The sequence below is a fragment of the Pontimicrobium sp. SW4 genome, assembly GCF_039954625.1.
Classification (GTDB): Bacteria; Bacteroidota; Bacteroidia; order Flavobacteriales; family Flavobacteriaceae; genus Pontimicrobium.
On sequence record NZ_CP157199.1, the window covers coordinates 1,044,646 to 1,068,254 of the forward strand.

Sequence of the window (23,609 nt, forward strand, 5' to 3'; positions counted from 1 at the left end):
TTAAAATCAATATTTTGTCAATCTGAACTTGTTTCAGGTTCTCATCAAGATTAATAATCAAAATAATACGATTCTGAAATAAATTCAGAATGACGCTTTTTAGTTTTTTTAAGACAGCCTCTTTGTTTAATCTTGTTCAATATTATTCTTTTGTACGTCTATTAAAATACCTTGGTCAATATACATTTCGTTAACATAAGGGATTAAATTATGGCTGCTAGCTTTAGGTTTTATTTTATTTAATGCAGAAAAATTAAATCTTCCAGTACCTTGTATATCTGCAATTGCAGCTGCCAATAAAGGCTCATTTACGTTCCCTAAAACACCATAATTTGCTGGGTTTTCTAAAATAGTTATCGTTGGAGTTAATCCATTTGAAGGCACAGAACTGTTAAGCTTATTCAAAGTGTTTGCGACCAAAGGTTGCATAGCATAAGTGTGATTTGGATTTGCGCCTTCTCGTTCTAAATTTGACGAATCATACACTGTAATTGAGGCTTGAGACTTTCCAGTAGTATCATCACCAATTTGAATAACCTCTATATATGGACTTAAACTATTAATAACCATCTCACTTGCAGAAGCAGAATCTTCAGTGGTTAGCACATAGATTTTATCTAAATTCAAACTGTTTATAGCTTCACTATTATCTATTAGTGATTCAAATTCAAAATCATAATTATTAGCTTGTAAATCACTGTTGTAAACTAATTTAGCAAAGACTTCTCCATTAAATTGACCAGTTATCATACTTCCTAAATAGGATGCTGTTAGTACAGAACCTCCTGGGTTATATCTTAAATCTAGTACCAAATGCTGAACATTACTGGATTTGAAATTATTAAAAGCAGTATTTAATTGACTGTTATAATCCGAAGTAAAACCATTATACATCAAGTATCCTAAATTTTCACCATCAACATCAATAATTGCAGTTTCAAATATTGGATTCTCAGAAAGTACAGTTTTAGTGAGTGTAATATTTTGGCCATTAGGCGTAATGATATCATCATTTAAGTTTTCAGGTGTGCCGTTATCATCATAATCGGCGAAACCCATTGTATAACTATCTGGACTAAATAATGTGCGGTAATTACTTTCAGTCATAGTTACTCCATCTATAGATGTAAAAACCTGTCCTCTAGTTAAGTTATTATCACTGGCATTACTATTTGGTAGCACTAAGCGTACAATACCAAATACGTTTGTAGCACTACCAGGAATTGGGTATAAATCAAATTCATAACCACTTCTTTTAGAGACACCACTAAAAAGTTGCTCGAGAGCAATATAATCATCAACAATCCAACTAAATCTATCTACAGTTTGTCTTTGATGAATTAAACTTTCAAAAAGTTCTTCAGGTGTACTAAAACTATTTAAATAGTCAGCATATTCTGAGGTGGATGAAAATCGGTCATTAGCAAGGTCAGGAATATTATCTTTATATAAATAGACAGCATTCATACCTTTCCAAACAAAATCATTAATTTCATTGGCAGATATAGCGTTGTCATCCATATCATCAAAGCAACTATAAGTTATTATAGTCAATATAAGGCAACATAAAAGGGGTTTAGAAAATTTCATAGCAAAGGTGTTTTTCTTTTAACTCTAAATTTAGTAACAATATTACAAAGTAAAAATTATTTTCAATGTTCTTGTAACAAAATATAAAGTGTATCGTCGTAATAACAAATAGCCATAATAAGCTATAAGCTAACCAAAAAAATGACACAGGCTGAGTTTTTAAATATAGTAATGCCTTTTAAGGATAAAGTATTTCGTTTGGCAAAGCGCATACTGGTTTCACAAGAAGAAGCCGAAGACGCTACCCAAGAGATCTTGATGAAGTTGTGGAAAAACAAACTTAAGATTAGTGAATATAAAAATGTAGAAGCATTTTCTATGACTATGACAAAGAATTTTTGTTTGGACAAATTAAAATCTAAGCACTCTCAAAATTTAAAGATTGTGCATAGTAATTACCAAGATAAAAATGTGTCATTACAGAAGCAAGTGGAGTTGAATGATAGTGTAGGTTGGGTTTCTAAAATAATGGAAGAGTTACCCGAACAACAAAAGATAATATTACAGCTAAGAGATATTGAGCAATATGACTTTGAGGAAATAAGTAAAATGCTAGACATGAACCAAACAGCCATTAGAGTCGCCTTATCAAGAGCAAGAAAAACATTAAGAGAAAAACTAACAAAAACACATAGTTATGGTGTTAAATAGCATAGAGAAATTAATAGAGAAGTACGACAACGGAGAAACTACTTTAAAAGAAGAGCAACAGTTAAAAGACTATTTTTCGCAAGAAACTGTTCTGCCACACTTAGAAGTTTATAAATCAATGTTTCAGTATTTTTTGCACACCCACGAGGAACAGTATACTAAAGACATTCCATTAAAACCTAGAAAAACATATAGCTTGTATCAATGGATTTCAGTCGCAGCAGTAGCAGTTATTATGTTGGGAGTTTATTTTCAAATGAGTGGACCGACAGAAGCAGAGAAGCAAGAAGCGCTTTTGGCTTACAACCAAACAATGGAAATGTTTAATCTAGTGTCAAATCAATTAAATAAAGGAACCGAAGGTATTGAAACACTAAATATGGTGACTACAAACTTTGACAAAGGCACTGATAACATTGCTTATCTTGGTGAATTTTCAAAAACAACAAATAAAATTTTAAAAACAAATTAGTAGAACAAAAAAACAAATAAACATGAAAAAATTAGTATTAATATTAGCAATTATGGTAACGCCTTTAATGTCTTTTGCACAAGGAGGGTTGTTCGATAAGTATGAGGACATGGAAGGTGTAGGATCTGGAGTTGTAAACAGTAAAATGTTTCAAATGATTTCGAGTATCGATATAGATATGGACGATCCAGATGCAGCAGCAATGTTCGAAATGATAAAGAAGATTAAAAGTTTAAAATTCTTAACAACTGGAGATAAATCAATATCATCACAAATGGCAGCAGATGTAAATAAATACATTTCTAGTTCAAAACTGGAAGAGTTAATGCGTTTTAAGGACGGTAACCAAAATGTAAAATTTTATGTAAGAGAAGGTTCTAGCCCTAATCAAGTTAAAGAACTTTTAATGTTTGTAAGTGGTTTAGACGAACTTACAAAAGATCAAAACATAACAATTAATGGTGAAAAGCGTGAAATAGAAACTGTAATTGTATCTCTTCTTGGGGACATTAATCTTAGTGAAATTTCTAAGCTTACTAAATCTATGAATATTCCTGGAGGAGAGCATTTGAAGAAAGCTGGAGATAAAAAGAACTAAGACATTATAAAAAAGAAGAATTATCATCATGAACACATCAATCAAAAACATTGTAGCGTCACTTCTTATAACTGCAACTTTAATTAGTTGCGGTTATGGAGGAGAGACCTTACAAGGGTATTATGTTGTAAATCAGGAAGCACCAAATTTTATTTCGGTAGATATTCCAGTAAGTTTTGTCAATTTAGATGACGCCAAACTTACAGACGTACAACGAGAAGCGTATGAGTCTATAGATAAACTTAATATGCTTGGATACCGAAAAACTGATGATAATATTGAAGAATATAAAGCAGAGTTAGTAAAAGTACAAACGATTCTAAAAGACGAGAGATATCAAGAATTATTTAGAGGAGGAAACTCTAGTGATGGAAAAATAATTGTAAAATATATTGGGACTGATACATCTATAGACGAACTAATTATTTTTGGCACTATGAATGAAGCTGGATTTGGAATAATTAGAGTGTTAGGAAATAATATGGAACCAGCAAAAATAATGAAGCTAGGCGAAGTAGTTAACCAAATGTCCTCTGAAGAGAACACAGTTGAAGATTTTATGCAATTCTTTAGACCTGGTAGCTCTGGAAGTGATATTGAAGATTTTTCAGAAGTTTTCGATTAATCAAAAAAGTACTATCAATCAAAAAACGATAAAATGTTAATGTAAAAAACCTGTCTCTTGAGGCAGGTTTTTTTTATGATTAATCGTCTCTAGATTTTATTAGAATAATATTGACAACAATGCCAATAAATCCTAAAAAAAGCAACATCATCACTATAAAATTATCTAGCAATTGTAATAGTCCTGCTATAAAAAAGAAGGCTACTAAAAGAGCAGTTGCTAATAATGTGACATTATTCTTCATTTAAATACCAGTATAATTACTTGGTGTAATGGCTTTAAGTTCATTTTTAATAGTATCGCTAACTTCTAAAGTGTCAATAAAATTGGCTATAGATTGTTGCGTAATTGCTTCATTAGTTCTAGTTAAGCCTTTTAGGGCTTCGTAAGGGTTTGGATAGCCTTCACGTCTTAAAATGGTTTGAATAGCTTCAGCAGCTACAGCCCAATTGTTTTCTAAATCTTCAGCAAACTTAGGTTCGTTTAGTAGTAGTTTATTTAATCCTTTTAAAGTAGATTTAAAACCAATTAATGTATGTCCAAATGGCACACCAACATTACGTAAAACAGTACTATCCGTAAGATCACGTTGTAAGCGAGAGATAGGTAATTTAGCTGAAAGATGCTCAAAAATAGCATTAGCTATACCTAAGTTACCTTCACTATTTTCAAAATCAATAGGGTTTACTTTATGTGGCATAGCGCTACTACCAACTTCCCCTTTTTTAATTTTCTGCTTAAAGTAGTCCATAGATACATAGGTCCAAATATCTCTATCTAAATCTATTAGAATAGTGTTAATACGTTTTAAGCAATCAAACAAAGCAGCCATGTGGTCGTAGTGTTCAATTTGCGTCGTTGGGAACGAGTGATATAATCCTAGTTTTTCTTGCACAAATTTACCTCCAAAATCTTTCCAATCAATATTAGAGTAAGCTACATGATGTGCATTAAAATTACCTGTGGCTCCCCCAAATTTAGCAGCACTTGGTATATCGTTCAATAAATTAAATTGTTCTTTTAATCGTACCACAAATACTTCTATTTCCTTTCCTAAACGTGTTGGAGATGCTGGCTGACCATGAGTTCTTGCTAGCATTGGTATATCTTTCCAGTCTGTTGCTAATTCTTGTAAACGATTTAAAATAGTGAAGTATTCAGGGACATAAACATCGTTCATAGCCTCTTTAATACTTAACGGTACTGCAGTATTATTGATGTCTTGAGAGGTTAATCCAAAATGAATAAACTCCTTGTATTGTGAGATGCTTAACGCATCAAATTTTTCTTTAATAAAATACTCAACCGCTTTTACATCGTGGTTTGTTACTTTTTCTATATCTTTTATTGCTAAAGCATTTTCAGAAGAAAAGTTTCTATAAATGTTTCGCAATTCATCAAATAAATCAGTATTAAAATCTTTTAGTTGAGGTAGAGGAATTTCACAAAGTGCAATAAAGTATTCAATTTCTACTTGAACGCGATATTTTATAAGTGCTTCTTCAGAAAAATAAGGCGCTAAAGATTCAGTTTTACTTCTATAACGACCATCTATTGGAGAAATGGCATTGAGCATTGATAAAGACATATCTTATGTGTTGATTTTTGAAGTTGCAAAGATAATTCTTTTAAAAAGAAGCAAGAAGTTTATGCCTTGAAGTTTTTAACCAAAACAGCTACTTTTTCAACTTTTTAAGTAAATGTCTTGCTCTGGCTTTAAATGCAGCAGTACCTGAGTTAAAATCGCGTTCTAGAATCATGGCTAATTCAGGATGAATCCAATCATACTCTTTTCCTAATAAATATAATGTATTCATAGAATATGCTTTAGCTGCTACTTTTTGATTAGTTATCATATAATCAAAACTAAGCTCAATAATTTTTTCTTTATGAGCAGCTTTCAAATACTCTTTGGCATGGTTATTATCTCTATGGTAATAAGCTTCAATGAGATATTCACAAATTTTTGCTACTGGACGTACTGCAGGATCTTGATGTACAGTATGCATATTTTTAGTAAAACTGTCTAAGTAAGGCAAAATGCTATCCAGATTTTCACGAGCTACAAACTCTAGCAACCAAGCTGCTCTACAAGATATTTTGTCATCTACCTGAAATAAAATATCTAAAACTTTAGGGATTAACTCTGGACTAGAAATAACAAGCAACGCATATTTTTTTCTGTTTTCCCTAGAATGGTTTACATAAGATAATTCCTTGTATAATTCTTCGTTCGTCAATGATATTTTATTACTTTTAAGACACTAAAATTACTAATTATGAAGCTTCTAAAAAAAATATTATTACTGCTTTTAATTGCATTTGTTATTGCTCAGTTTTTTGGACCAGATAAGAACGAAGGAGACCTTACTTCAATCGAACCTTTTTTAACTGAAACCAATCCACCAGAAGATGTGAAATTAATTTTGAAAGAATCTTGTTTAGATTGTCATAGTTCAAACACACGATACCCTTGGTATAATACTATTACACCTGTAAATTATTGGCTTGATAGTCACGTAAAGGACGGCAAAAAACATTTTAATGTGTCTGATTGGAAAGATGCTTCTCTAAAAAAAAGAGATCATAAATTTGAGGAACTCATAGAAATGGTCGAAAAGAAAGAAATGCCCTTACCATCGTATACATGGACACATTCTGAAGCAAAACTTACCGATGATCAACGTGCAAGCATTGTTGCTTGGGGAAAAAAGGTAAGAGCCATGTATGCAGAACAAAAAGCGGTTGCGGAATAGATGCCTAAACTTTTAATCATAGGCTTTGTATGGCCAGAACCTAAGAGTTCAGCAGCTGGAAGCCGAATGATGCAGTTAATTAACGTTTTTTTATCAGAAGATTATACTATTACTTTTGCGAGTCCTTGTGTAAAATCTGAAAATGCATTTAATCTTGACTCTTTAGGAGTAACTCAGAAAGAAATCGAACTAAATAATTCTAGTTTTGATGATTTTATATCTCAGTTAAAACCAGATATTGTTGTTTTTGATCGTTTCATGATGGAAGAACAATTTGGTTGGCGAGTTGCTGAAAACCACCCAGAAGCGTTACGTATTCTAGACACCGAAGATTTACATTGTTTAAGAAAAGGTAGAGAGCAAGCCTTTAAGGATAAAAAGCCTTTTAATAAAACCTATTTGTTTAGGGATATTGCAAAGCGAGAAATAGCAAGCATTTATAGATGCGATTTGAGTTTAATTATTTCAGAAGCCGAAATAACCATATTGCAAAACGATTTTGGTGTTTCGGAGAATATATTGCACTATCTACCATTTTTAGTGAATGGTATTTCAGAAGAAAAAAGCAAAGGTTTGCCATCGTTTAAAGCGCGTAAAAACTTTGTAACTATTGGTAATTTCTTACATCCTCCAAATTTGGATTCTGTTAGGTTTTTAAAAGAACACATTTGGCCACAAATTACATCAAAATTAAAAGATGCAGAACTTCATATTTATGGAGCTTATGCTAATGAGAAGGTTAAGCAATATGAAGATAAAAAAAATGGCTTTATCATTAAAGGCTATGTAGATGATGTAAATGAGGTGATGGCGAATGCTAAAGTGTGTTTGTCTCCTTTGCGGTTTGGAGCTGGTCTAAAAGGTAAGTTTTTTGATGCCATGCATAATGGAACTCCTTTTATAACAACCACTATTGGAGCAGAAGGTATTGTCGATGAGAATAGTGAACAACAATTTGTAACAGACCTAACTGAAAATATTGTAAAACATGCAGTAAATCTATATCAAAATGAAGAAATCTGGTTGAACCAACAAGAATTTGGTTTTAAACTTCTAAGAAAAAAGTATAATAAAAAACTTCATACAAGGCGTTTTTTAAATAAGTTAGAGGATGCATTTACAAATAAAGAAACAAATCGTTTAAATAATTTTTTAGGAAGCATGTTGCAGCATCATAGTATGCAAAGTACTAAATTTATGTCGCGATGGATTGAAGAAAAAAACAAGGAATACATAAAGAAATAATTATGGAAGTAGCAGATCATATCTTACTAAATGGATACAAACATGTGTTGTACGATTCTGTAAAGTTAACACAAGAGGAATCCATTAAAAAAAGTAAAGCGTTTTATGATTGGTTAGAAACCAGACGCTCAGTGAGAGAATATTCTAGCCAAGATATTCCAAAAGAAGTTATAGAGAATATTATAAAATCGGCTTCTACAGCTCCATCAGGAGCGCACAAACAACCTTGGACATTCTGTGCTGTATCCAATCCTGAATTAAAGCACCAAATTAGATTGGCAGCCGAAGTTGAAGAACGTGAGACCTATAGCAAACGAATGAGTGAGCGATGGAGAAAAGACCTAGCGCCTTTAGGAACAGACACTAATAAACCTTTTATAGATGAAGCGCCTTGGATTATTGTAGGCTTTAAGCGTGTGTATGAACATGATGGTGACGAACGCTATAATAATTACTATGTTAACGAGTCTATTGGTATTGCAAGTGGGTTTTTAATTACAGCTATCCATAATGCTGGCTTAGTAACTTTAACACATACGCCAAGTCCTATGAATTTTCTAACAAAGCTACTAGGCAGACCAAGTAACGAAAGAGCGTATTTATTATTACCAATAGGATACCCTAAGCAACCAGCATATGTGCCAGATTTAGATAGAAAACCTTTAGGAGAAGTGGCTGTTTTTTATGAGTAAACAAAATAAAATGACCAACGATATAAAGAAGTAAGCGATATGTTAAGTAGGTTTAAGAACTTAAAACCACTTGATGTTGTATGCGTATTTTAAAACAAACTTAAATTATTTAATAATGAAATTATCCTATTACTTGTTATGTTTAGTATTTATTATTGGTTTCTCTTGTAAAGAGAACAAAGCGGTTGATAAAAAAGAAGAAACTCTGGAGATAAGTATTAAAGAGAATGAAACTCAAATGAAAGCGTTGATGCAAAAGCATTTGGATGCCGTAAGCAATAAGGATATTGAAACATTAAAGTCTACCATGTCTCCAAAAGGGTATATGCGACTTATTTTACCACAATCTGAAATCATGGAAGGTGTTGATGCTTTTATTAAGTATCACATAGATTGGTTTGCTGTAGATAATGGCTGGACTTTTGAAACTAAAATTTTGGAAACCAAAGTAGGAGCCACCTTAGGGATGGCAATTATAGAAATTGTTTATAGAGAACCTGATAGAAATGGCGAACCGTATTTTAATAGAATGGTTGTAAGCTATGTGCTTGAAAAAACAGATGGTAATTGGTATGTTATAAAAGACCATGCGAGTTCTGTAGAAAAATCTACTGATAAAACTGAATAAATGAATAAACAGGTAATTATTATTTGTTGCGCGCTTGTTTTGTCAATGTCTTGTAAACAAGAACAGACTTTACCAGACCCTTATCAAGCTGGTTGGGAAGGCGAAAAAGTATGCGAAGTCCTTGAAGATAATAATGAGTTACGTGTTTTAAAATGCACGTTTCCACCAGGCGTAGGTCATGACAAGCATTACCATGAGCCACATTTTGGGTATGCATTGGTAGGAGGGACGTTTAAAATTGAAGAAGCTACTGGAACTAGAGAGGTTAGCTTTCCAACTGGGTTTTCTTGGAGTAAGGAGGTTGTTTCACAGCACCAAGTGCAGAACGTAGGCGATAGTACTGCAGTGTTTTTAATTATTGAGTATAAATAATTGTGGTTTTTGTTTAACGGTATTGTGTAAGAATAGTTACGGTGTTAAAGACCTAATTTAGTAAAAAGAAACGAACCAGAGGAAAATCCGTAGGATTTTCCGAGTAGGCTAGAACTAAGCAACTATTTTTACACGGTGTTGGGCACAGTATTTATGCTTTTTTTATGTTTATAGCACAAGATCCTGTTTTATTTTCTCCCATTTCAAATGAGACTAATTGTCCGTTTTTTAAGTCTTTCCATTCTTTCCAATCAGCTATGTCAATAAAATCATAGCGATAAGCAAAGATTCTGTCATTTCCCGATTCTATAAAAACAAAGTTATTTTGCTCTTTGGTTTTTATTACGTTTCCTAGTTTTTTCTGCTGATTTGCCTCATAGTCAATGAGTGTATTCAAAGAATCATCTTTAAACTTTTCCTCAAATTTTAAAATGATTTTTTTCTTCAAATCTACGGTAAGGTCAATATATGAGTTGGTTTTTTTTACTAAATCCTTTATATATTCTCTGTTTTCATCAATTGAAACAACAGGAATCATTCTCACAAAATGAAGTAATCCAATACTGAAATTTTTCGTCATCTTGTAGTCTACAATTGAATCATCAATACATTCTAAAAATAGTTCAAAGCCTTTCTTAAAATGACTAACTCCAACTATAATATCCGTTTGAATTAATAATTCACTCTTTCCCCTTTCAATGTAGTAAGATATAAGTTCGGTATTTGCAATTCTTAAATTTTTGGAATCTAATTCCACATTAGTTTTTAAGTTAACTATAACCTTAATGGCATTACTAAAATCTTGAGCCGTATTTAAACAGCGTGCAATTAAAAAAGCAGTAAATGGATGATTTGGTTTTTGGTCATATACTTTTCTTGCATATTTTAAAGCTCCATCTGTATCTTCAAGCTTAAACATTAAAAATTGCGCATAATAATATAAAAGACGTATATTTTCTGGTGCAATTTCAAGACCTAATTGGTAATCTTCATCTGCACTTAACAAATCACCTTGAGTAGCTTTAATGAATGCCCCAACTCTATAGACTTCAAAGAAATTTGGGTCGATATTTTTTGCTTCTTTTACTTTTAAAAGTGCATTTTCGTAGTCACCATTTTTGGAATAAAATAACGCTTCTTGCAAGAATTTAGCACTAACCATTTGGTTTTGATTATCATATACTAATGCGTTAAGAGCGAATTCATTATATTTTTGAACTTTATTAATTTGTCTTATTCCAACATTTAATTCTTTTGATTTTTTGATATTTGCTTTAATATAAGATTCTTCAATTGGATATTTCTTTGAAAGAAAGTCTTTGGCAAAATCAGAGATATAATAAATAACTTCTTCGTAGTTATTCCCATCCTCAATTTGTCTAGAAATCAATGTGGTTTTAAACAGTTCAATTAAGTATTTTCTAACCTCTAATGGCTTATAATCAGATAAATATATGATTTCCGCAATGGTTACCTTTTTTCTTGATGCTCTGATAGTTTTTAGAATAGAGATTGCTCCTTCAGATAATTTTTCGTAAACGTTAGTAAGACAAAAATCTAGCAAGTCTTCTTTATTGTTTATTACTTCGTGTGGTGCGATTCCAGTTTCTACAGTACTCACAAACCATTTAATGGCTAAAGGATTGAAATAGAGTTTTTCTGAAATATCAACTAAAGTCTTTTGAGGTAGCTTTAATAAAGTTTCACTATTTCTAATTCTTGCAATTTCTCTAATTAATTTTGCCGATTCTGTTTCTGATAATCCTTTTAGCTTTCTCGGATATTCTAATTCGCCCAATCCAATTCTAGAAGTGATTAAAATATTGCACTTTGTTTGTGCTTCTCTTATGAAGTTTCGGACTTCATCACTTTGAATTGTCTCTAAATTATCTATAATAAGCAATGTTTTAAAGAAATCGAGATACTCAAGAACTTCTGTAAGTTTGTTATCTGTTCCAATTGAATCGCTGATTTCAGCTATCAGCCCAGAATAGTCTGTAATTGCAGAGAATATGTCTTGTATTCCCTTTGATGTTAGCATTGTTGTTTTAGCTGATGTCCAAATTATTAATTCAAAAGGACATTTTTCATTCATATCTACAATGTCATATGCAACTTTTAAGGCTAACGCAGTTTTCCCTATTCCTCCATCACCTAAAACTGAAACAACTTTATTAGATAGTACTAATTTTGTTAAAGCATCAATATCTTGGGCTCGACCAATAAAACCAGTTTCGTCAAAGTCTGGAACAGGTAAGTTATGGCTAACTTTTGATATTTCTTCTTTCTGATGATAGGCTGGAAATTTTAAAGTAAGAACATACGAAGGGTCTTTGTCTATTTTATGCCTTGTGTCTATTGTTATTGTCCATTCAATTGGGTCAGAAGATTTTAATGTTGATATAAAGTCATAAGTGAATGAAAAATCACCTCCAAGTAAAGGGCGAGTATGCATAACTCTATTCCTTATGGGTGTAAGGTCACTTAAAGTTTTAAAGATGCTTTTTAAATAAACTGCACTTTCTTTTTTAAGAAATTCTTTATTCTGATTTAAAATCGTGAAAGAGTCGTGAAAATCAAGAAACTCAACAACTTCGTCAATATTTTCGAGGTAATTCGCTCCTGGATTATCTATCTCAAATCTTTCGATAATTTTTCTTTCCAGTTCAGGGTTTTTAAAAAATGCTAAATTTTCAAAATATGGTGTAATACTTTTTTTAATAGTATTCTTTAAATCTATTTCTATACCGTAGATTAATGCGGCTAATGTTAATCTTGTTTCTGTAATTTTAGACATTCTTTATGTTTTTCGATATTGTGCCCAACTTTAGTGATATGACGTCGTTTTAATGACTTATATTAGTCGTTAAACAAATCTAGGTGTTTTTTCTTACAAAATCAATACGTATTTATACGTATGTATATGAAAGTGAAGTTTTTAGTTACTGTACATTTTTAAGAACAGCTAATAATAGTTCATGGGAGATTCGCTGTTTATAGTTAGGCGAGATATATTCAAATAAAATTTCACCGCTCTTGTTTAAAACTAAAACAGTTGGTACAGGTAACACATCAGTAGTTTTTCCAGTGGTTTTTTTAGCAATATAATTGGTTGTACCCTCAGAAGGTGTAAACCCAATACCTAAATTTTTAATAAAACTACCGTCGGCATCCGAATACAATTTATAGCTCGTTTTATTTTTTTCAACCGATGGTTTAAGGTTTCTATAGTCATCTGGACTTACAGCTATAATTTGGTATCCTAGCTCTAAAATAGCCGCTTCACTTTCTGCCAAACCAGCTAATTGCATATTACAGTAAGGACACCAACCACCACGATAAAACACTAAAACCGTATTCTTTTTAGCAATTTCTTCATTTAAATTTACAGATTCTCCATTTTCGTCAAGTAGTATGGCTTCTGGCAGCTTTTCTCCAATAAGTAGTGGCGAAATATCTTCAGGATTTTGAGGTGTTTGAGCATCAATTGTTAAGATGCTAGTTAAAAAGAAGAATGCTAGTAGTTTAATAGTTTTAGTTTTCATGATATATTTTAATGATTAATGTATTGTTTAGACGTCATTAATTTTGTTTCTCTACAAAATCTTTAAAATTCTGTAACCATTTTTGCACTTGTTTTTTAAACATACCTGGAAAAAGTGTTTTTAGAATTGTGATAACAAAACCTCTAAAGGCAGTATATTCAATCTCCCAATCACATTGTGTGGTATTTGCATCAATCATGGTAAATGTACATAGCATCGTATTATCTGTATGCTTATGATGATATTGAGCAGCAAAAGAGTCTGGTAGGTTATTATTAGTAATAGTTTCGGTAAGCTCCATTTGACCTTTTCCCATTTTATAATACATTTTTGAGATAGCCCCATTTTGCCCTTCGTTACCAGAAACAAATTCTTTTCTAATAAAACCTTCTTGATATTCTTTTAAGTATTTTGGATTAGAAAAGTACTCAACAACCAAATCTCTTGGTTTATTTACTGCTATAGAACATGTAAACTTCATTGTTTTATCTTTTGAATTCTTTACAAGATAAACTTTTTTGAAATAATAATTGTGAATTTATAAAATGTAAAGTATATTTGTCATATAGAAAAGTAAATTTTACATATTATAAAATATATTTGTCAATTATGAATACAGAAAAGATTATTAATTGCGAACGTAATCGTTTAGAAAAAATAACAAATTTTAGATTGCCACAATATTTTTACAAAGTTGGAATCGTATTAGGAGCAATAACACTTATAATGATGTTTGTTAGAGCTTTTACTATGGATGGTAATACAGAGTGGTTAAAGCACCTATTGCAAAAAACACTTTTAGTTGCATTGTTATTGATGTCTATAGCTAGAGATAAAGAAGAAGATGAGCTTACTGTAAAACTCAGAATGCAATCCTACGCTTGGGCGTTTATTACAGGCGTTGTGTATGCGTTAGTTATGCCTTATGTAGAATTTGGAGTGTCTAATGTTGTAAATAATGGAGGAGAGGTTTATAAAGATTTAGGTGATTTTCAGATTTTAATGTTTATGCTCATGATTCAATTAATGTCCTACCACATTTTAAAACGTTATAGATAATGCAAAACACAATAAAGGTAGAACGTGCTATTTTAAACTTGACACAAGACGATTTAGCTAAACGTATTGGTGTGTCTAGACAAACTATTAATTCGATAGAAGCTAATAGATATGTGCCTTCAACGGTATTAGCTCTTAAGCTTTCGCAGTTGTTTAATAAACCAGTTAACGATTTTTTTAAACTGAGTGATGATGATTAAGGTTTGTGTGTTTTTAATTGTTTACTTGGTTAATCTATTGCTTAAATGGTGTTCTTAATAAATGAACAAAAACCATTGTTAAAACCTATATTAGCTATGTTTTATGCACGTTGTTGGTAACAATTTTTTTATTAATTTATTTTTCTTTTTGTAAAAGGTATCATCATTGGTGTTTTCTTTATATATGCTAAATATTTAGATCTAAAATTTTCCTTTAAATCTTTTTCTTCATACAGAGCTCCAATGAAGAAATACAAAGTTAAAAGAATAGCAAACACTAAATGTGTTGCAGACATCATTGGTGTAAACCATAGTCCCATAATTCCACCCAAGTATAATGGATGCCTTGTATATTTATAAAATGAAACCACTCTAAATTCCAATTCAGTGTATGGTTTATTTAATAGTTCTAAATAGGTTTGTCGCAGACCAAATAAATCAAAATGATTGATTAGAAAAGTACTTACAAATAAAATTACCCAACCTAAAAAAAATAAAGCGTACATAGTATAAAATAGAATACTTTCTTCTTCAATAGTCCATATGTTACCACCAATTGGTTCCCAATTCCATATAAGAACAAAGAGTAAAATACCAGCTTGCAGCACGTAGGTACTTCTTTCTATGGGTTTTGGCAGAACTTTAGTAATCCAATTTTTAAATGATTTTCTAGCCATTACACTGTGAGGTACAGCAAAGAGTAAAACAAGTGAAATATTTTTTAAAAGAGCATAATAAAATGGTACTTCAGGGTTTCTATCGATTGATATTTCTGGAATTAGATGACTTATCGATAAAATCCAAAATAATAAAGAAGCAAAACCAATGCAATAACAGATAATAGAGTAGATGAACATGAATACCGTTTTCATAATATTTAGTTGAATTAATAATGACACAAAATTCAATTAAATAAGTGACAAACAATTTGCTGAGATGTCCTAAAAATATTCTCTAAGGCTCAAGTAAAATATGAGTTATTATGAACTAGTATTTAGTTTCCTAAACCGATTTGGAGGCATTTTGTATTTTTCTTTAAAGGCTCGAATAAAATGGGATGTATTCTTAAATCCGCTATCATGACAAATTTCATTGATATTCAACTGGGTGCTAATTAGTAGCATCTTACTGTAAGTGAGTCTTCTATTAATAAGCCACTTTGATGGTGAGGTTTCAAAACACTTTTTGAAATCTCTCTTAAAACTTGAAAGACTCCGTCCCGATAGTTTGGCAAAAGCGTTGATTGGAAGCGCATATTGAAAGTTATTATTCATAACTTGCTCAATGTTAGCTTTCCTTTGATTTGAGATCTCAAGTAATAGATTTTTAAATGCGCTATTGTTTTTGTTTAGGGTGATATTGTAAATCAATTCTTTGAATTTTAGCTCCACAAGTTCAGGTGGAATAGATTCATTCATTGTCAGATATTGTAAAATACTTTGTATTAAAATCTGGAACGAATTGTTGGTCTTAATTTTTAGTACGCCATCTTTTATAGCTTTGTCTTCGGAAGTCCTAGATGTTATATGATTTTGCAAAGTGAATTTTCTGATGAACTCATCATTCATAAAAAAGAGCATAACGCAATAGTCTTCTTCAAGATATTGCTTTGTTGCATACACGCCTTTTTTAACAAATAGTGTATCACCAGCAGTAAGACAATAGGTTTGTTTAGGGGTTATCCAATCTTTACGTCCGCTAATAACGTAAGTGATCAAGTGAGATTTTGTCCACAGTTGAAACTCTTCAACATTGAGTGGGCATTTATATTCTACCAAAAGAAAGTCATTTCCAATATGTTTATTGAATTTGGGATGTTTTTTAAAAAAATCATATACGTCTACAGTCATGTACTCGAAGTTCAGTTTTTTTTATGAGAAAGTCAAGGTTAGTTTGATAATAGACTAATCACTTTCTCTACACCAATAGTAGCTTTTTCAGCAAAAACAGTTACTTGTGTATTACTATCTATTGCTGGTTTTGGATCTATGTAAAAAATGTTGGTTTCTGGATTTACATAATGCATTAAACTAGCTGCAGGATACACTTGCATTGAAGTGCCAATAATTATTAAAACATCAGCTGTTTGGCAAATATCCACAGCTTTTTCTATCATTGGTACTGCTTCACCAAACCACACAATATGTGGACGTAATTGATGACCTTTACTGCATACATCTCCTAGTACTAAATCATGTTTCCATACTCGAATATCAAATTCATCATAAGTACTACGTACTTTTAATAATTCACCATGCAAATGCAATACATTACTACTTCCAGCTCGCTCGTGTAAATCGTCTACATTTTGTGTGACGATGGTTACATTGTAATCTTTTTCTAAATTGGCTAAAACTTTATGCGCATGATTTGGTTGCACTTTAAATAATTGTCTGCGACGTTGGTTATAAAAATCTAGAACTAATTCTGGATTAGCAGCAAAACCTTGTGGTGAGGCTACTTCCATAACGTCGTGTCCTTCCCATAAACCATCGGTATCTCTAAAGGTTTTAATGCCACTTTCGGCACTCATTCCTGCTCCTGTTAGTACGACTAGATGTTTTACTCTTGTTTCCATTTTTTGTATAAATTGGACGCTACTAAAAATTCGAATACGTTTTCTCCATTTTCATCTAATTCTTCAACAAATTCAATTAAATCGGTTTTTTCATAACCTTCAGTTACCATAAAAGATAACAATTTAACACACTCGTCAAACTTATTTGTAATTGCGAGACACGACAAATAAGAAAAATGCCCTTCCCAAAAGTCTGGATAATTATCAGAAACTATTTTAAAATAAGCTGTAGCCTTGTCATATGCTTCTCTTTCATATTCAATATTTCCTTTTAAAAGATTTAGAAATTCATCTTCGGTTTTTTCTTCTAGTGAGTTTAACAAACTGATAGCAGTATCGTAATTTTTAGTCATAATATGATAATCTATTTGACTTAGTGAAAGAGAAGGATCATCTGGATAAGCATCAGAAATGGCTTTTAAGGATTTTTTATATTCATTATCATTAATACCAGATGCACAAAAAGCTTTTATTAACAAAACATATCTATCCTTTTTTAAATCGCCTTCAATTTCACTTATCTTATCATATGCTTTATTAAACTCACCTTGATTGTATAAATTTACGGCATCATGCAGCTGTAAAAACTCATCAGAATTGTTTTTTCCAAAAAAATCAAGTAAGCTTTTTTTAGGAAGATTATACAAATAAAACCTTTGGAAAGTTTTACTAAGGGTTTCTCCTGATAAATAAATATAGATATCCTTAAAAACAAACTTACCGTTTAATTTAGACACTGTATAATCGTGATAATTTATACCAGTATCGGGAGAATAAATTCTAAAAAGCAGATAGTAGTTTTTAGTGTCATCATCGTATCTATAATTTACAAAGTCATAATAACTACCAGCTTCAACTTCGCTAATAATCTTTTTTGGAATAGACGAAATACCATCTTTTAAGCCTTTTAGAAAGCCTAGCGTATAATTCTTAGATTGTTTATCATCTTTTACGTCTTTAATAATTAGTTTTCCAAAAGCATCTAAATCGTAATAAGATAAATATGTATCAATATCACTATCAAAAATAGCGCTTTGTATATTGTATCCTAATTCGACAACATTATCATCATTTTCTTCATTTTCAACCAAGTAACTTTTACTATTATTAGCTTTGTTAGTAGATTTGGTGTTGTACTTATTTTGAGAAAAAGAAACTGTAATACAGAAAATAAATAGTATTACAGTTAGCGATTTGGAAAATTTAAATAAATTCATGGATTAGTATCTTTATGTAGTATAAATATAAATGTATTTGAATGATTGACATAAGTTTAGTTGAATATTTAGAAACCTATTTAACCGAAAAACGAAAAGCACGTTTTAAGCAAGTGCTACCAAAGCGCACTAAACACTTTACAGTTGCCACGGAAGACGTGTATCAATTACATAACACAAGTGCAGTGATGCGTAGTTGTGACGTTTTTGGTGTTCAAGAGTTGCATGTTATTGAAGAAGTAAATGTAAAGCGAATCGATAGAGAAATAGCAATGGGAGCGCAAAAGTGGGTGGATTTGTATAGACATCATTCCTCTAAAGATTGTATAAATTCGTTGAGAAAACAAGGTTATCAAATAGTGGCGACTACACCACATACAAATGATTGTTTATTACAGGATTTTGATATCACTAAAAAGTCATGTTTCTTTTTTGGTAAAGAAACCAAAGGCTTATCGGACGAAGTCATGCAGCAAGCAGATGCTTTTTTAAAAATACCAATGGTTGGTTTTACCGAAAGTTTAAACATCTCGGTATCTGCTGCAATTATTTTGCAACATGTAACTACTAAGTTAAAACAAAGTGATATTTCTTGGCAACTTTCTGAAGATGAAATGCTTGAAAAACGTTACGATTGGTGCAGAAAAACAATTAAAAGTGTCGATAAAATCTTAGAGCACTATAAGAATCAAACTTAATTTTGTAATTTTAAATCAGTCAATTTGATTAATACAACTAGCCATGGAAATTTTTTTATATGTACTTGCTGCAATAGTGTTACTAATTGTAGTATTAGGGTTAATTGCACCTAAAACTTACCAAGTAAGAAGAAGCATTATTATTAATTGCCCACTATCAGAAACATTTGACTATTTAAAATTGATTAAAAACCAAAATAACTGGTCTCCTTGGAAGAAGAAGGACCCTTGTATGGAGCAAACTTTTGAAGGCACAGATGGAGAGGTAGGTTTTATTTCTAGATGGAAAGGAAATAAGGGAGTAGGAGAGGGAGAACAAGAAATAGTATCTATAATAGAGGATGAATCTATAGATACGGAGTTACGCTTTTTTAAACCTTGGAAATCTCAATCTATTGGACATTTATTAGTTGATAAAGTAGATGATAACCAAACTATGGTTACATGGGGATTTTCGGGTAGAAATCCATTTCCATTCAACATTTTTATTTTATTTGTTAATTTCGAAAAAGCTGTAGGTAAAGATTTTGAAGACGGTCTTCAAAGTCTAAAAAAAATATTAGATAAATAATACTAGAATTATGAGTAGAAATATGGTTGCTTGGTTTGAAATACCAGTATCAAATATGGATCGTGCAAAGGCATTTTATGAAGCAGTATTCAGCATTGAAATTAATATAGTTGATTTTGGAGGTACCTTAATGGGTTGGTTCCCACCAGGTGATATGGAAGCTTATGGAGCTTCAGGATCGCTTATTAAACAAGAGACATACATTCCAAGTCAAGAAGGTACAACGGTTTATTTTATGAGTGATGATGTACAAAATGAATTAGATAGAATTGAAGCTGCAGGAGGTAAAATATATCAATCTAAAACTCAAATTTCAGAAGAACACGGTTATATGGGTGTTTTTATTGATACTGAAGGGAATAGGGTAGCGTTGCACTCACAAAGTTAAAGTCGTGAACGACTTTTACTAAGTACTTTGTATTCTTCATAACACTCACTAATTGCATCTAAAATTTGAAGGTCATTAGCGGTTCTTATAAAATCTTTGGAATAGTTACATTCGCTAATTAACAAGTCAAGATCTACTTTATCAACCTGTAAAAGAGCGGTAAGCATTTCACGATCAAAACGAGAGGCTAAAAGATTTCGTATTTCATCATCGGCTTTCATTTGTCTCAATTTCCGCATTTCTCTAGGTTTTTTCCCAAACATTTTATGTAAAAAGTCTGCAGGATTAAATATAGCTCCTAAAACCTTACTTACCATACTTGGTGAGTTGGTTTGTCCTTCGTAACCTCTAGTAGGTAGCCCAGAAATGCTGTATCTAGTATCTCGACGTAGAGGTACTTGTTGTATATCAATTTCTAAATAGCCAGTTAATCGTAATTGGTTTACTACCACTTTTTCTAAAGCTAAAGCAAGTTCAGTCATTTCTATGGATGTCGCCGCACCAAACACAATCCAGTCGTTAGTTACTCTAACTTTAATAGATTTATATCCTAAATAAGATAAATGAAGCGTGTCATTTACATTAGCGCTTATTTCAAATTCTCCATTTACATCTGTAGTTGTACCAATTACCTGAGTAAGATTTACAATATTGACACTTTCAAGTGGAGAGCCATTTTCGGCACGTATTACTTTACCATTAACAGATGTTTCTTGAGCATAACCTAATGCTGAAATAAATAAAATAGTACAAAGTAGGTATAGGTTTTTCATCTGTTTAAATCTAATTCTTTAAGAGATTGAATATAATTTGCTATTAGACAATTCTGTTCATATTAGAATTGTTAAGCTTATTTTATACAATCACTTTAGAGTATAAAAGTACTAAACAAAACGTATATAATTAGAATTGCTTGTGTTTTTGACTTAAAATTAACATGAAAGTTTACTTTCTTCGACTACGTCTTGGTCTTGATGATGCAAAATCTCCAGACTTGTTATTTGAATCAGAACGTTTAGATCTAGAACTGTTATCAGAGCGTCTAGGTCTTGAACTTGAACTATTGTCTGAACGTCTTGAGCTTGAATTTTCATCGGAACTCCTTCTGTCACTACGATTCCCACTGTTGTTTCTTGGTTCAGAGCGTCTTTCGCTACGTTTGCCTCCATCACGTCTTCCGCCACTACGTCTATCACTACGACCACCACCACGGTTTCTGTTTCTTCCGCCGCCGCCACGATTTTCGCTAACTTCAACATTAACAAAACGACCATTGTGCTTAAAATCGGTAAAAAAGGCTAACACTTTTTCTTGTAGTGTTTTTTCGGTATTAAAGAATGAAAAACTTTCTTTAACGTCCACTTTAAAGACATCATCTTTTCCTAATTCTAAAGTGTCTTTTAAGAAATCTTTTAAAGACATCCAATCGTAACCGTCTTTACGACCAACATTTATAAAGTAACGAGAATCATTAGAGTCCTTATTGTAATCGCGTCCACCATCACTATCGCGATCATCACCGCGAGAGTCGGTAACGTTTAGGTTTTTTGTTTTTTGGTAATAATTATAGAAGCGTGTAAATTCGACTGAGAAGAATTTTTTAATTAACTCATCTTTCGAAGTATCTTCAAATAACTCATTAATACTAGATAGATATTTGTCAATTTCATGATTCACTTCCGTATTATGAATTTTATTTGCAAGCGACATTAATTGCACTTCGCAAATCTCCATACCATCAGGAATTTCTTTTTTCTCAAATTGCTTCTTTATGATGCGCTCAATACTTTTTATTTTACGTACTTCACTTTTAGAGACAATAACCATAGAAATACCTGTTTTTCCTGCACGTCCCGTTCTACCAGATCTGTGCGTATAAATTTCAGGTTCATCAGGAAGTTGGTAATTAATAACGTGAGTAATATCGTCTACATCAATACCACGAGCAGCAACATCTGTAGCTACTAGCATTTGTATTTGCTTGTTTCTAAACGATTTCATTACCAAATCTCGTTGGTTCTGGCTTAAATCACCATGTAATGCACCAGCGCTATAACCATCTTCAATTAAGTTTTCGGCTACTTTTTGAGTATCACGTTTTGTACGACAGAAAATCACAGAAAAAATATCTGGATTGGCATCAGATAAACGCTTTAATGCTTGGTAACGATCTCTAGTGTTTACTAGGTAATATTCGTGAGATACTTGACTTGTACTTTCATTTTTATTTCCTACTGTTATTTCAATAGGGCTATTCATGAATTTTTTTGCAATAGTCGACACCTCTTTAGGCATTGTTGCAGAAAATAACCAAGTACTTTTTTCTTCAGGTGTATGTGATAAGATATCGGTAATATCTTCATAGAATCCCATATTTAGCATTTCATCGGCTTCATCTAAAACGGCGTATTCAATTTTAGAAATATCAACTAAACGTCTACTAATCATATCTTTCATACGACCAGGAGTCGCTACAATTATTTGAGCGCCACGTTTTACTTCTCTAGCTTGATCTGTGATGCTTGCACCTCCATAAATTGCTGTAACATTTAGACCTTTACAATGTTTACCGTAAAGTTTTAATTCGTTAGTAATTTGTAAACAAAGCTCACGTGTTGGAGACAGAATTAGACCTTGTGTTGTACGACTATTAATATCAATTTTTTGTAACATAGGAAAACCAAAGGCAGCAGTTTTACCTGTTCCTGTTTGCGCTAATGCCACTAAATCGCATTCTTTTTCTAATAAAATTGGAATTGCTTTGTCTTGTACTTCGCTGGGTTTTGTAAACCCCATATCAGTAATAGCTTGCAAAAGGTCTTCATTAAGACCTAAATCTTGGAATGTGTTCATTCGAGTAATAAGTATTCGATTATGTTATGTGGTGTTACATAAAGAAGCGAATCGACATACTAAACCTAAACTTCTAGTAACACATCCTCACCCTGAGGAATTTAATTGAACTCAGTCTTCTGAGTTTCAGCGTGCAAATATAGTGTTATTTTTTGGATTACGTTTTAGGAGTTCGCTTATCGGTTATGTATAAGATTAATTGCGTGTTTAAGCACCTAATTTAACAAATACAAACCGAATAGAAAATCCGAAAGGATTTTCGTAAGTAGGCTTGCACTAGCAATTGATTTTATACGGTGTTAGCAGCTGTTTATTTTTCCGTTGCCAATGAATCTTGTTTTTCCGATAGCTCTTTAATCAATGCCATTAACCCTCCTTCAAATCCAGAAACTTGTTTTATAAAAGGTAAATGTGCCCCAATTGACCTGCCTTTATATATTTTATTATCCTTAACCCAAAAGATAAACGTTTCGTTAAAATCAGTTTTACTAGCCTTGGTTGTTGAACTAGCAATTTTTGGTAAATCAGATTCCATTCTAATCAAGAAAACAACTTTTTCTTTATCAGCTACTGCCTCTACAATTTCAAGTTTTAAATTTGGTAAAAGAGATTCAATTCTTTTAACGGCAGATTTTAATTCATCCCGACTATTAAATTTTCTTCCTTCCGTTGATGTATGCTCATAATTTTCAACAAACAACTCATCAATTAAATCAATATTATTATGATTGTATACTTCATTGAAATAACGAGAAGTTAATTCAAGGTTTGATTTTCTTATTTTTTCATCAGATGATTCTTGTTGACAAGAAGTCAAAAGTATTAGTAAGAGTATTAGAGTTGTTCTCATTATTGTAGGATTGGTTTAATT

28 protein-coding genes are annotated in these 23,609 nt (G+C 31.8%); 14 read left to right on the forward strand and 14 right to left on the reverse strand.

The window, feature by feature from the left end; genetic code table 11:
• Positions 1-126 precede the first annotated feature (126 nt).
• Positions 127-1,590 (reverse strand): S41 family peptidase, encoded by a 1,464-nt coding sequence (locus tag ABGB03_RS04970; RefSeq protein ID WP_347925351.1) that lies wholly within the window; start codon positions 1,588-1,590, stop codon positions 127-129.
• A gap of 141 nt (positions 1,591-1,731) precedes the next feature.
• Between ABGB03_RS04970 and ABGB03_RS04975 the strand changes: the two genes are divergently transcribed.
• From ABGB03_RS04975 to ABGB03_RS04990, 4 genes are read left to right on the forward strand one after another with little or no spacing between them, the layout of a single operon-like run.
• Complete coding sequence (locus ABGB03_RS04975) at positions 1,732-2,241, forward strand: RNA polymerase sigma factor (RefSeq protein ID WP_347925353.1); 510 nt, start codon at positions 1,732-1,734, stop codon at positions 2,239-2,241.
• Positions 2,228-2,713 carry a hypothetical protein gene (locus ABGB03_RS04980; RefSeq protein ID WP_347925355.1) on the forward strand — a complete coding sequence of 162 codons (486 nt, stop codon included), beginning with the start codon at positions 2,228-2,230 and terminating at the stop codon, positions 2,711-2,713. The genes ABGB03_RS04975 and ABGB03_RS04980 overlap by 14 nt, the downstream gene beginning before the upstream one ends.
• A gap of 22 nt (positions 2,714-2,735) precedes the next feature.
• On the forward strand, positions 2,736-3,311 hold the full coding sequence (locus tag ABGB03_RS04985) for a DUF4252 domain-containing protein (protein WP_347925357.1): 576 nt from the start codon (positions 2,736-2,738) through the stop codon (positions 3,309-3,311).
• A gap of 28 nt (positions 3,312-3,339) precedes the next feature.
• Positions 3,340-3,936 (forward strand): DUF4252 domain-containing protein, encoded by a 597-nt coding sequence (locus ABGB03_RS04990; protein WP_347925359.1) that lies wholly within the window; start codon positions 3,340-3,342, stop codon positions 3,934-3,936.
• Between the two features lie 79 nt (positions 3,937-4,015).
• Here the strand turns inward: ABGB03_RS04990 and ABGB03_RS04995 are convergent, their stop codons facing one another.
• The 3 genes from ABGB03_RS04995 to ABGB03_RS05005 all read right to left on the reverse strand — a co-directional run bounded on the left by ABGB03_RS04995 (position 4,016) and on the right by ABGB03_RS05005 (position 6,176).
• Positions 4,016-4,180 carry a hypothetical protein gene (locus ABGB03_RS04995; RefSeq protein ID WP_347925361.1) on the reverse strand — a complete coding sequence of 55 codons (165 nt, stop codon included), beginning with the start codon at positions 4,178-4,180 and terminating at the stop codon, positions 4,016-4,018.
• The gene (gene purB / locus ABGB03_RS05000) at positions 4,181-5,524 is read right to left on the reverse strand and encodes an adenylosuccinate lyase (protein ID WP_347925363.1); all 1,344 of its coding nucleotides are present in this window, start codon (positions 5,522-5,524) and stop codon (positions 4,181-4,183) included.
• 88 nt (positions 5,525-5,612) lie between these two features.
• Entirely contained in the window at positions 5,613-6,176 is a 564-nt protein-coding gene (locus tag ABGB03_RS05005; RefSeq protein ID WP_347925365.1) for an adenylosuccinate lyase, read from the reverse strand.
• 39 nt (positions 6,177-6,215) lie between these two features.
• On the opposite strand from ABGB03_RS05005, the gene ABGB03_RS05010 reads away from it, so the two are divergent.
• From ABGB03_RS05010 to ABGB03_RS05030, 5 genes are all read left to right on the forward strand, one after another.
• Positions 6,216-6,692, forward strand: coding sequence for a heme-binding domain-containing protein (locus ABGB03_RS05010; RefSeq protein WP_347925367.1), 477 nt, complete (start codon positions 6,216-6,218; stop codon positions 6,690-6,692).
• Positions 6,693-7,937: a glycosyltransferase gene (locus ABGB03_RS05015; RefSeq protein ID WP_347925369.1), complete on the forward strand. Its 1,245-nt coding sequence runs from the start codon at positions 6,693-6,695 to the stop codon at positions 7,935-7,937.
• A 2-nt stretch (positions 7,938-7,939) separates the two neighbouring features.
• Positions 7,940-8,629, forward strand: a complete 690-nt coding sequence (locus ABGB03_RS05020; protein WP_347925371.1) for a nitroreductase family protein — start codon at positions 7,940-7,942, stop codon at positions 8,627-8,629.
• Positions 8,630-8,744: 115 nt separating this feature from the next.
• Positions 8,745-9,257, forward strand: coding sequence for a nuclear transport factor 2 family protein (locus tag ABGB03_RS05025; RefSeq protein ID WP_347925373.1), 513 nt, complete (start codon positions 8,745-8,747; stop codon positions 9,255-9,257).
• The gene (locus ABGB03_RS05030) at positions 9,258-9,629 is read left to right on the forward strand and encodes a cupin domain-containing protein (protein ID WP_347925375.1); all 372 of its coding nucleotides are present in this window, start codon (positions 9,258-9,260) and stop codon (positions 9,627-9,629) included.
• A gap of 151 nt (positions 9,630-9,780) precedes the next feature.
• Here the strand turns inward: ABGB03_RS05030 and ABGB03_RS05035 are convergent, their stop codons facing one another.
• The 3 genes from ABGB03_RS05035 to ABGB03_RS05045 form a co-directional block, all read right to left on the reverse strand.
• Entirely contained in the window at positions 9,781-12,426 is a 2,646-nt protein-coding gene (locus ABGB03_RS05035; protein ID WP_347925376.1) for an NB-ARC domain-containing protein, read from the reverse strand.
• 145 nt (positions 12,427-12,571) lie between these two features.
• Positions 12,572-13,174: a peroxiredoxin-like family protein gene (locus ABGB03_RS05040; RefSeq protein WP_347925377.1), complete on the reverse strand. Its 603-nt coding sequence runs from the start codon at positions 13,172-13,174 to the stop codon at positions 12,572-12,574.
• 37 nt (positions 13,175-13,211) lie between these two features.
• Positions 13,212-13,655 carry an SRPBCC family protein gene (locus tag ABGB03_RS05045; RefSeq protein WP_347925379.1) on the reverse strand — a complete coding sequence of 148 codons (444 nt, stop codon included), beginning with the start codon at positions 13,653-13,655 and terminating at the stop codon, positions 13,212-13,214.
• Between the two features lie 128 nt (positions 13,656-13,783).
• Here ABGB03_RS05045 and ABGB03_RS05050 point away from each other — a divergent pair, with 128 nt between their 5' ends.
• Both ABGB03_RS05050 and ABGB03_RS05055 read left to right on the forward strand, forming a co-directional pair.
• Positions 13,784-14,233, forward strand: coding sequence for a hypothetical protein (locus ABGB03_RS05050; protein WP_347925381.1), 450 nt, complete (start codon positions 13,784-13,786; stop codon positions 14,231-14,233).
• A complete protein-coding gene (locus ABGB03_RS05055) occupies positions 14,233-14,433 on the forward strand; it encodes a helix-turn-helix transcriptional regulator (RefSeq protein WP_347925382.1) in 201 nt (66 codons plus the stop codon). Before ABGB03_RS05050 ends, ABGB03_RS05055 begins: the two co-directional genes overlap by 1 nt.
• A 131-nt stretch (positions 14,434-14,564) precedes the next feature.
• On the opposite strand, the gene ABGB03_RS05060 is transcribed toward ABGB03_RS05055, so the two are convergent.
• The 4 genes from ABGB03_RS05060 to ABGB03_RS05075 all read right to left on the reverse strand — a co-directional run bounded on the left by ABGB03_RS05060 (position 14,565) and on the right by ABGB03_RS05075 (position 18,228).
• A complete protein-coding gene (locus ABGB03_RS05060) occupies positions 14,565-15,305 on the reverse strand; it encodes an isoprenylcysteine carboxylmethyltransferase family protein (RefSeq protein ID WP_347925384.1) in 741 nt (246 codons plus the stop codon).
• A 108-nt stretch (positions 15,306-15,413) separates the two neighbouring features.
• Complete coding sequence (locus ABGB03_RS05065) at positions 15,414-16,283, reverse strand: AraC family transcriptional regulator (protein WP_347925386.1); 870 nt, start codon at positions 16,281-16,283, stop codon at positions 15,414-15,416.
• A 38-nt stretch (positions 16,284-16,321) separates the two neighbouring features.
• Positions 16,322-17,011, reverse strand: a complete 690-nt coding sequence (locus tag ABGB03_RS05070) for an NAD-dependent deacylase (protein WP_347925388.1) — start codon at positions 17,009-17,011, stop codon at positions 16,322-16,324.
• Complete coding sequence (locus ABGB03_RS05075) at positions 16,996-18,228, reverse strand: hypothetical protein (RefSeq protein WP_347925389.1); 1,233 nt, start codon at positions 18,226-18,228, stop codon at positions 16,996-16,998. The genes ABGB03_RS05070 and ABGB03_RS05075 overlap by 16 nt, the downstream gene beginning before the upstream one ends.
• Positions 18,229-18,269: 41 nt before the next feature.
• Here ABGB03_RS05075 and ABGB03_RS05080 point away from each other — a divergent pair, with 41 nt between their 5' ends.
• From ABGB03_RS05080 to ABGB03_RS05090, 3 genes are read left to right on the forward strand one after another with little or no spacing between them, the layout of a single operon-like run.
• A complete protein-coding gene (locus ABGB03_RS05080) occupies positions 18,270-18,926 on the forward strand; it encodes an RNA methyltransferase (protein ID WP_347925391.1) in 657 nt (218 codons plus the stop codon).
• A 43-nt stretch (positions 18,927-18,969) separates the two neighbouring features.
• Positions 18,970-19,497: an SRPBCC family protein gene (locus ABGB03_RS05085; RefSeq protein ID WP_347925392.1), complete on the forward strand. Its 528-nt coding sequence runs from the start codon at positions 18,970-18,972 to the stop codon at positions 19,495-19,497.
• Positions 19,498-19,507: 10 nt separating this feature from the next.
• Complete coding sequence (locus ABGB03_RS05090) at positions 19,508-19,885, forward strand: VOC family protein (protein WP_347925393.1); 378 nt, start codon at positions 19,508-19,510, stop codon at positions 19,883-19,885.
• On the opposite strand, the gene ABGB03_RS05095 is transcribed toward ABGB03_RS05090, so the two are convergent.
• The 3 genes from ABGB03_RS05095 to ABGB03_RS05105 all read right to left on the reverse strand — a co-directional run bounded on the left by ABGB03_RS05095 (position 19,882) and on the right by ABGB03_RS05105 (position 23,588).
• On the reverse strand, positions 19,882-20,658 hold the full coding sequence (locus ABGB03_RS05095) for a carboxypeptidase-like regulatory domain-containing protein (protein WP_347925394.1): 777 nt from the start codon (positions 20,656-20,658) through the stop codon (positions 19,882-19,884). The genes ABGB03_RS05090 and ABGB03_RS05095 overlap by 4 nt on opposite strands.
• A gap of 172 nt (positions 20,659-20,830) precedes the next feature.
• Positions 20,831-22,738, reverse strand: a complete 1,908-nt coding sequence (locus ABGB03_RS05100) for a DEAD/DEAH box helicase (protein WP_347925396.1) — start codon at positions 22,736-22,738, stop codon at positions 20,831-20,833.
• Positions 22,739-23,048: 310 nt separating this feature from the next.
• Positions 23,049-23,588, reverse strand: a complete 540-nt coding sequence (locus tag ABGB03_RS05105; protein WP_347925398.1) for a nuclear transport factor 2 family protein — start codon at positions 23,586-23,588, stop codon at positions 23,049-23,051.
• Positions 23,589-23,609: the final 21 nt, after the last annotated feature.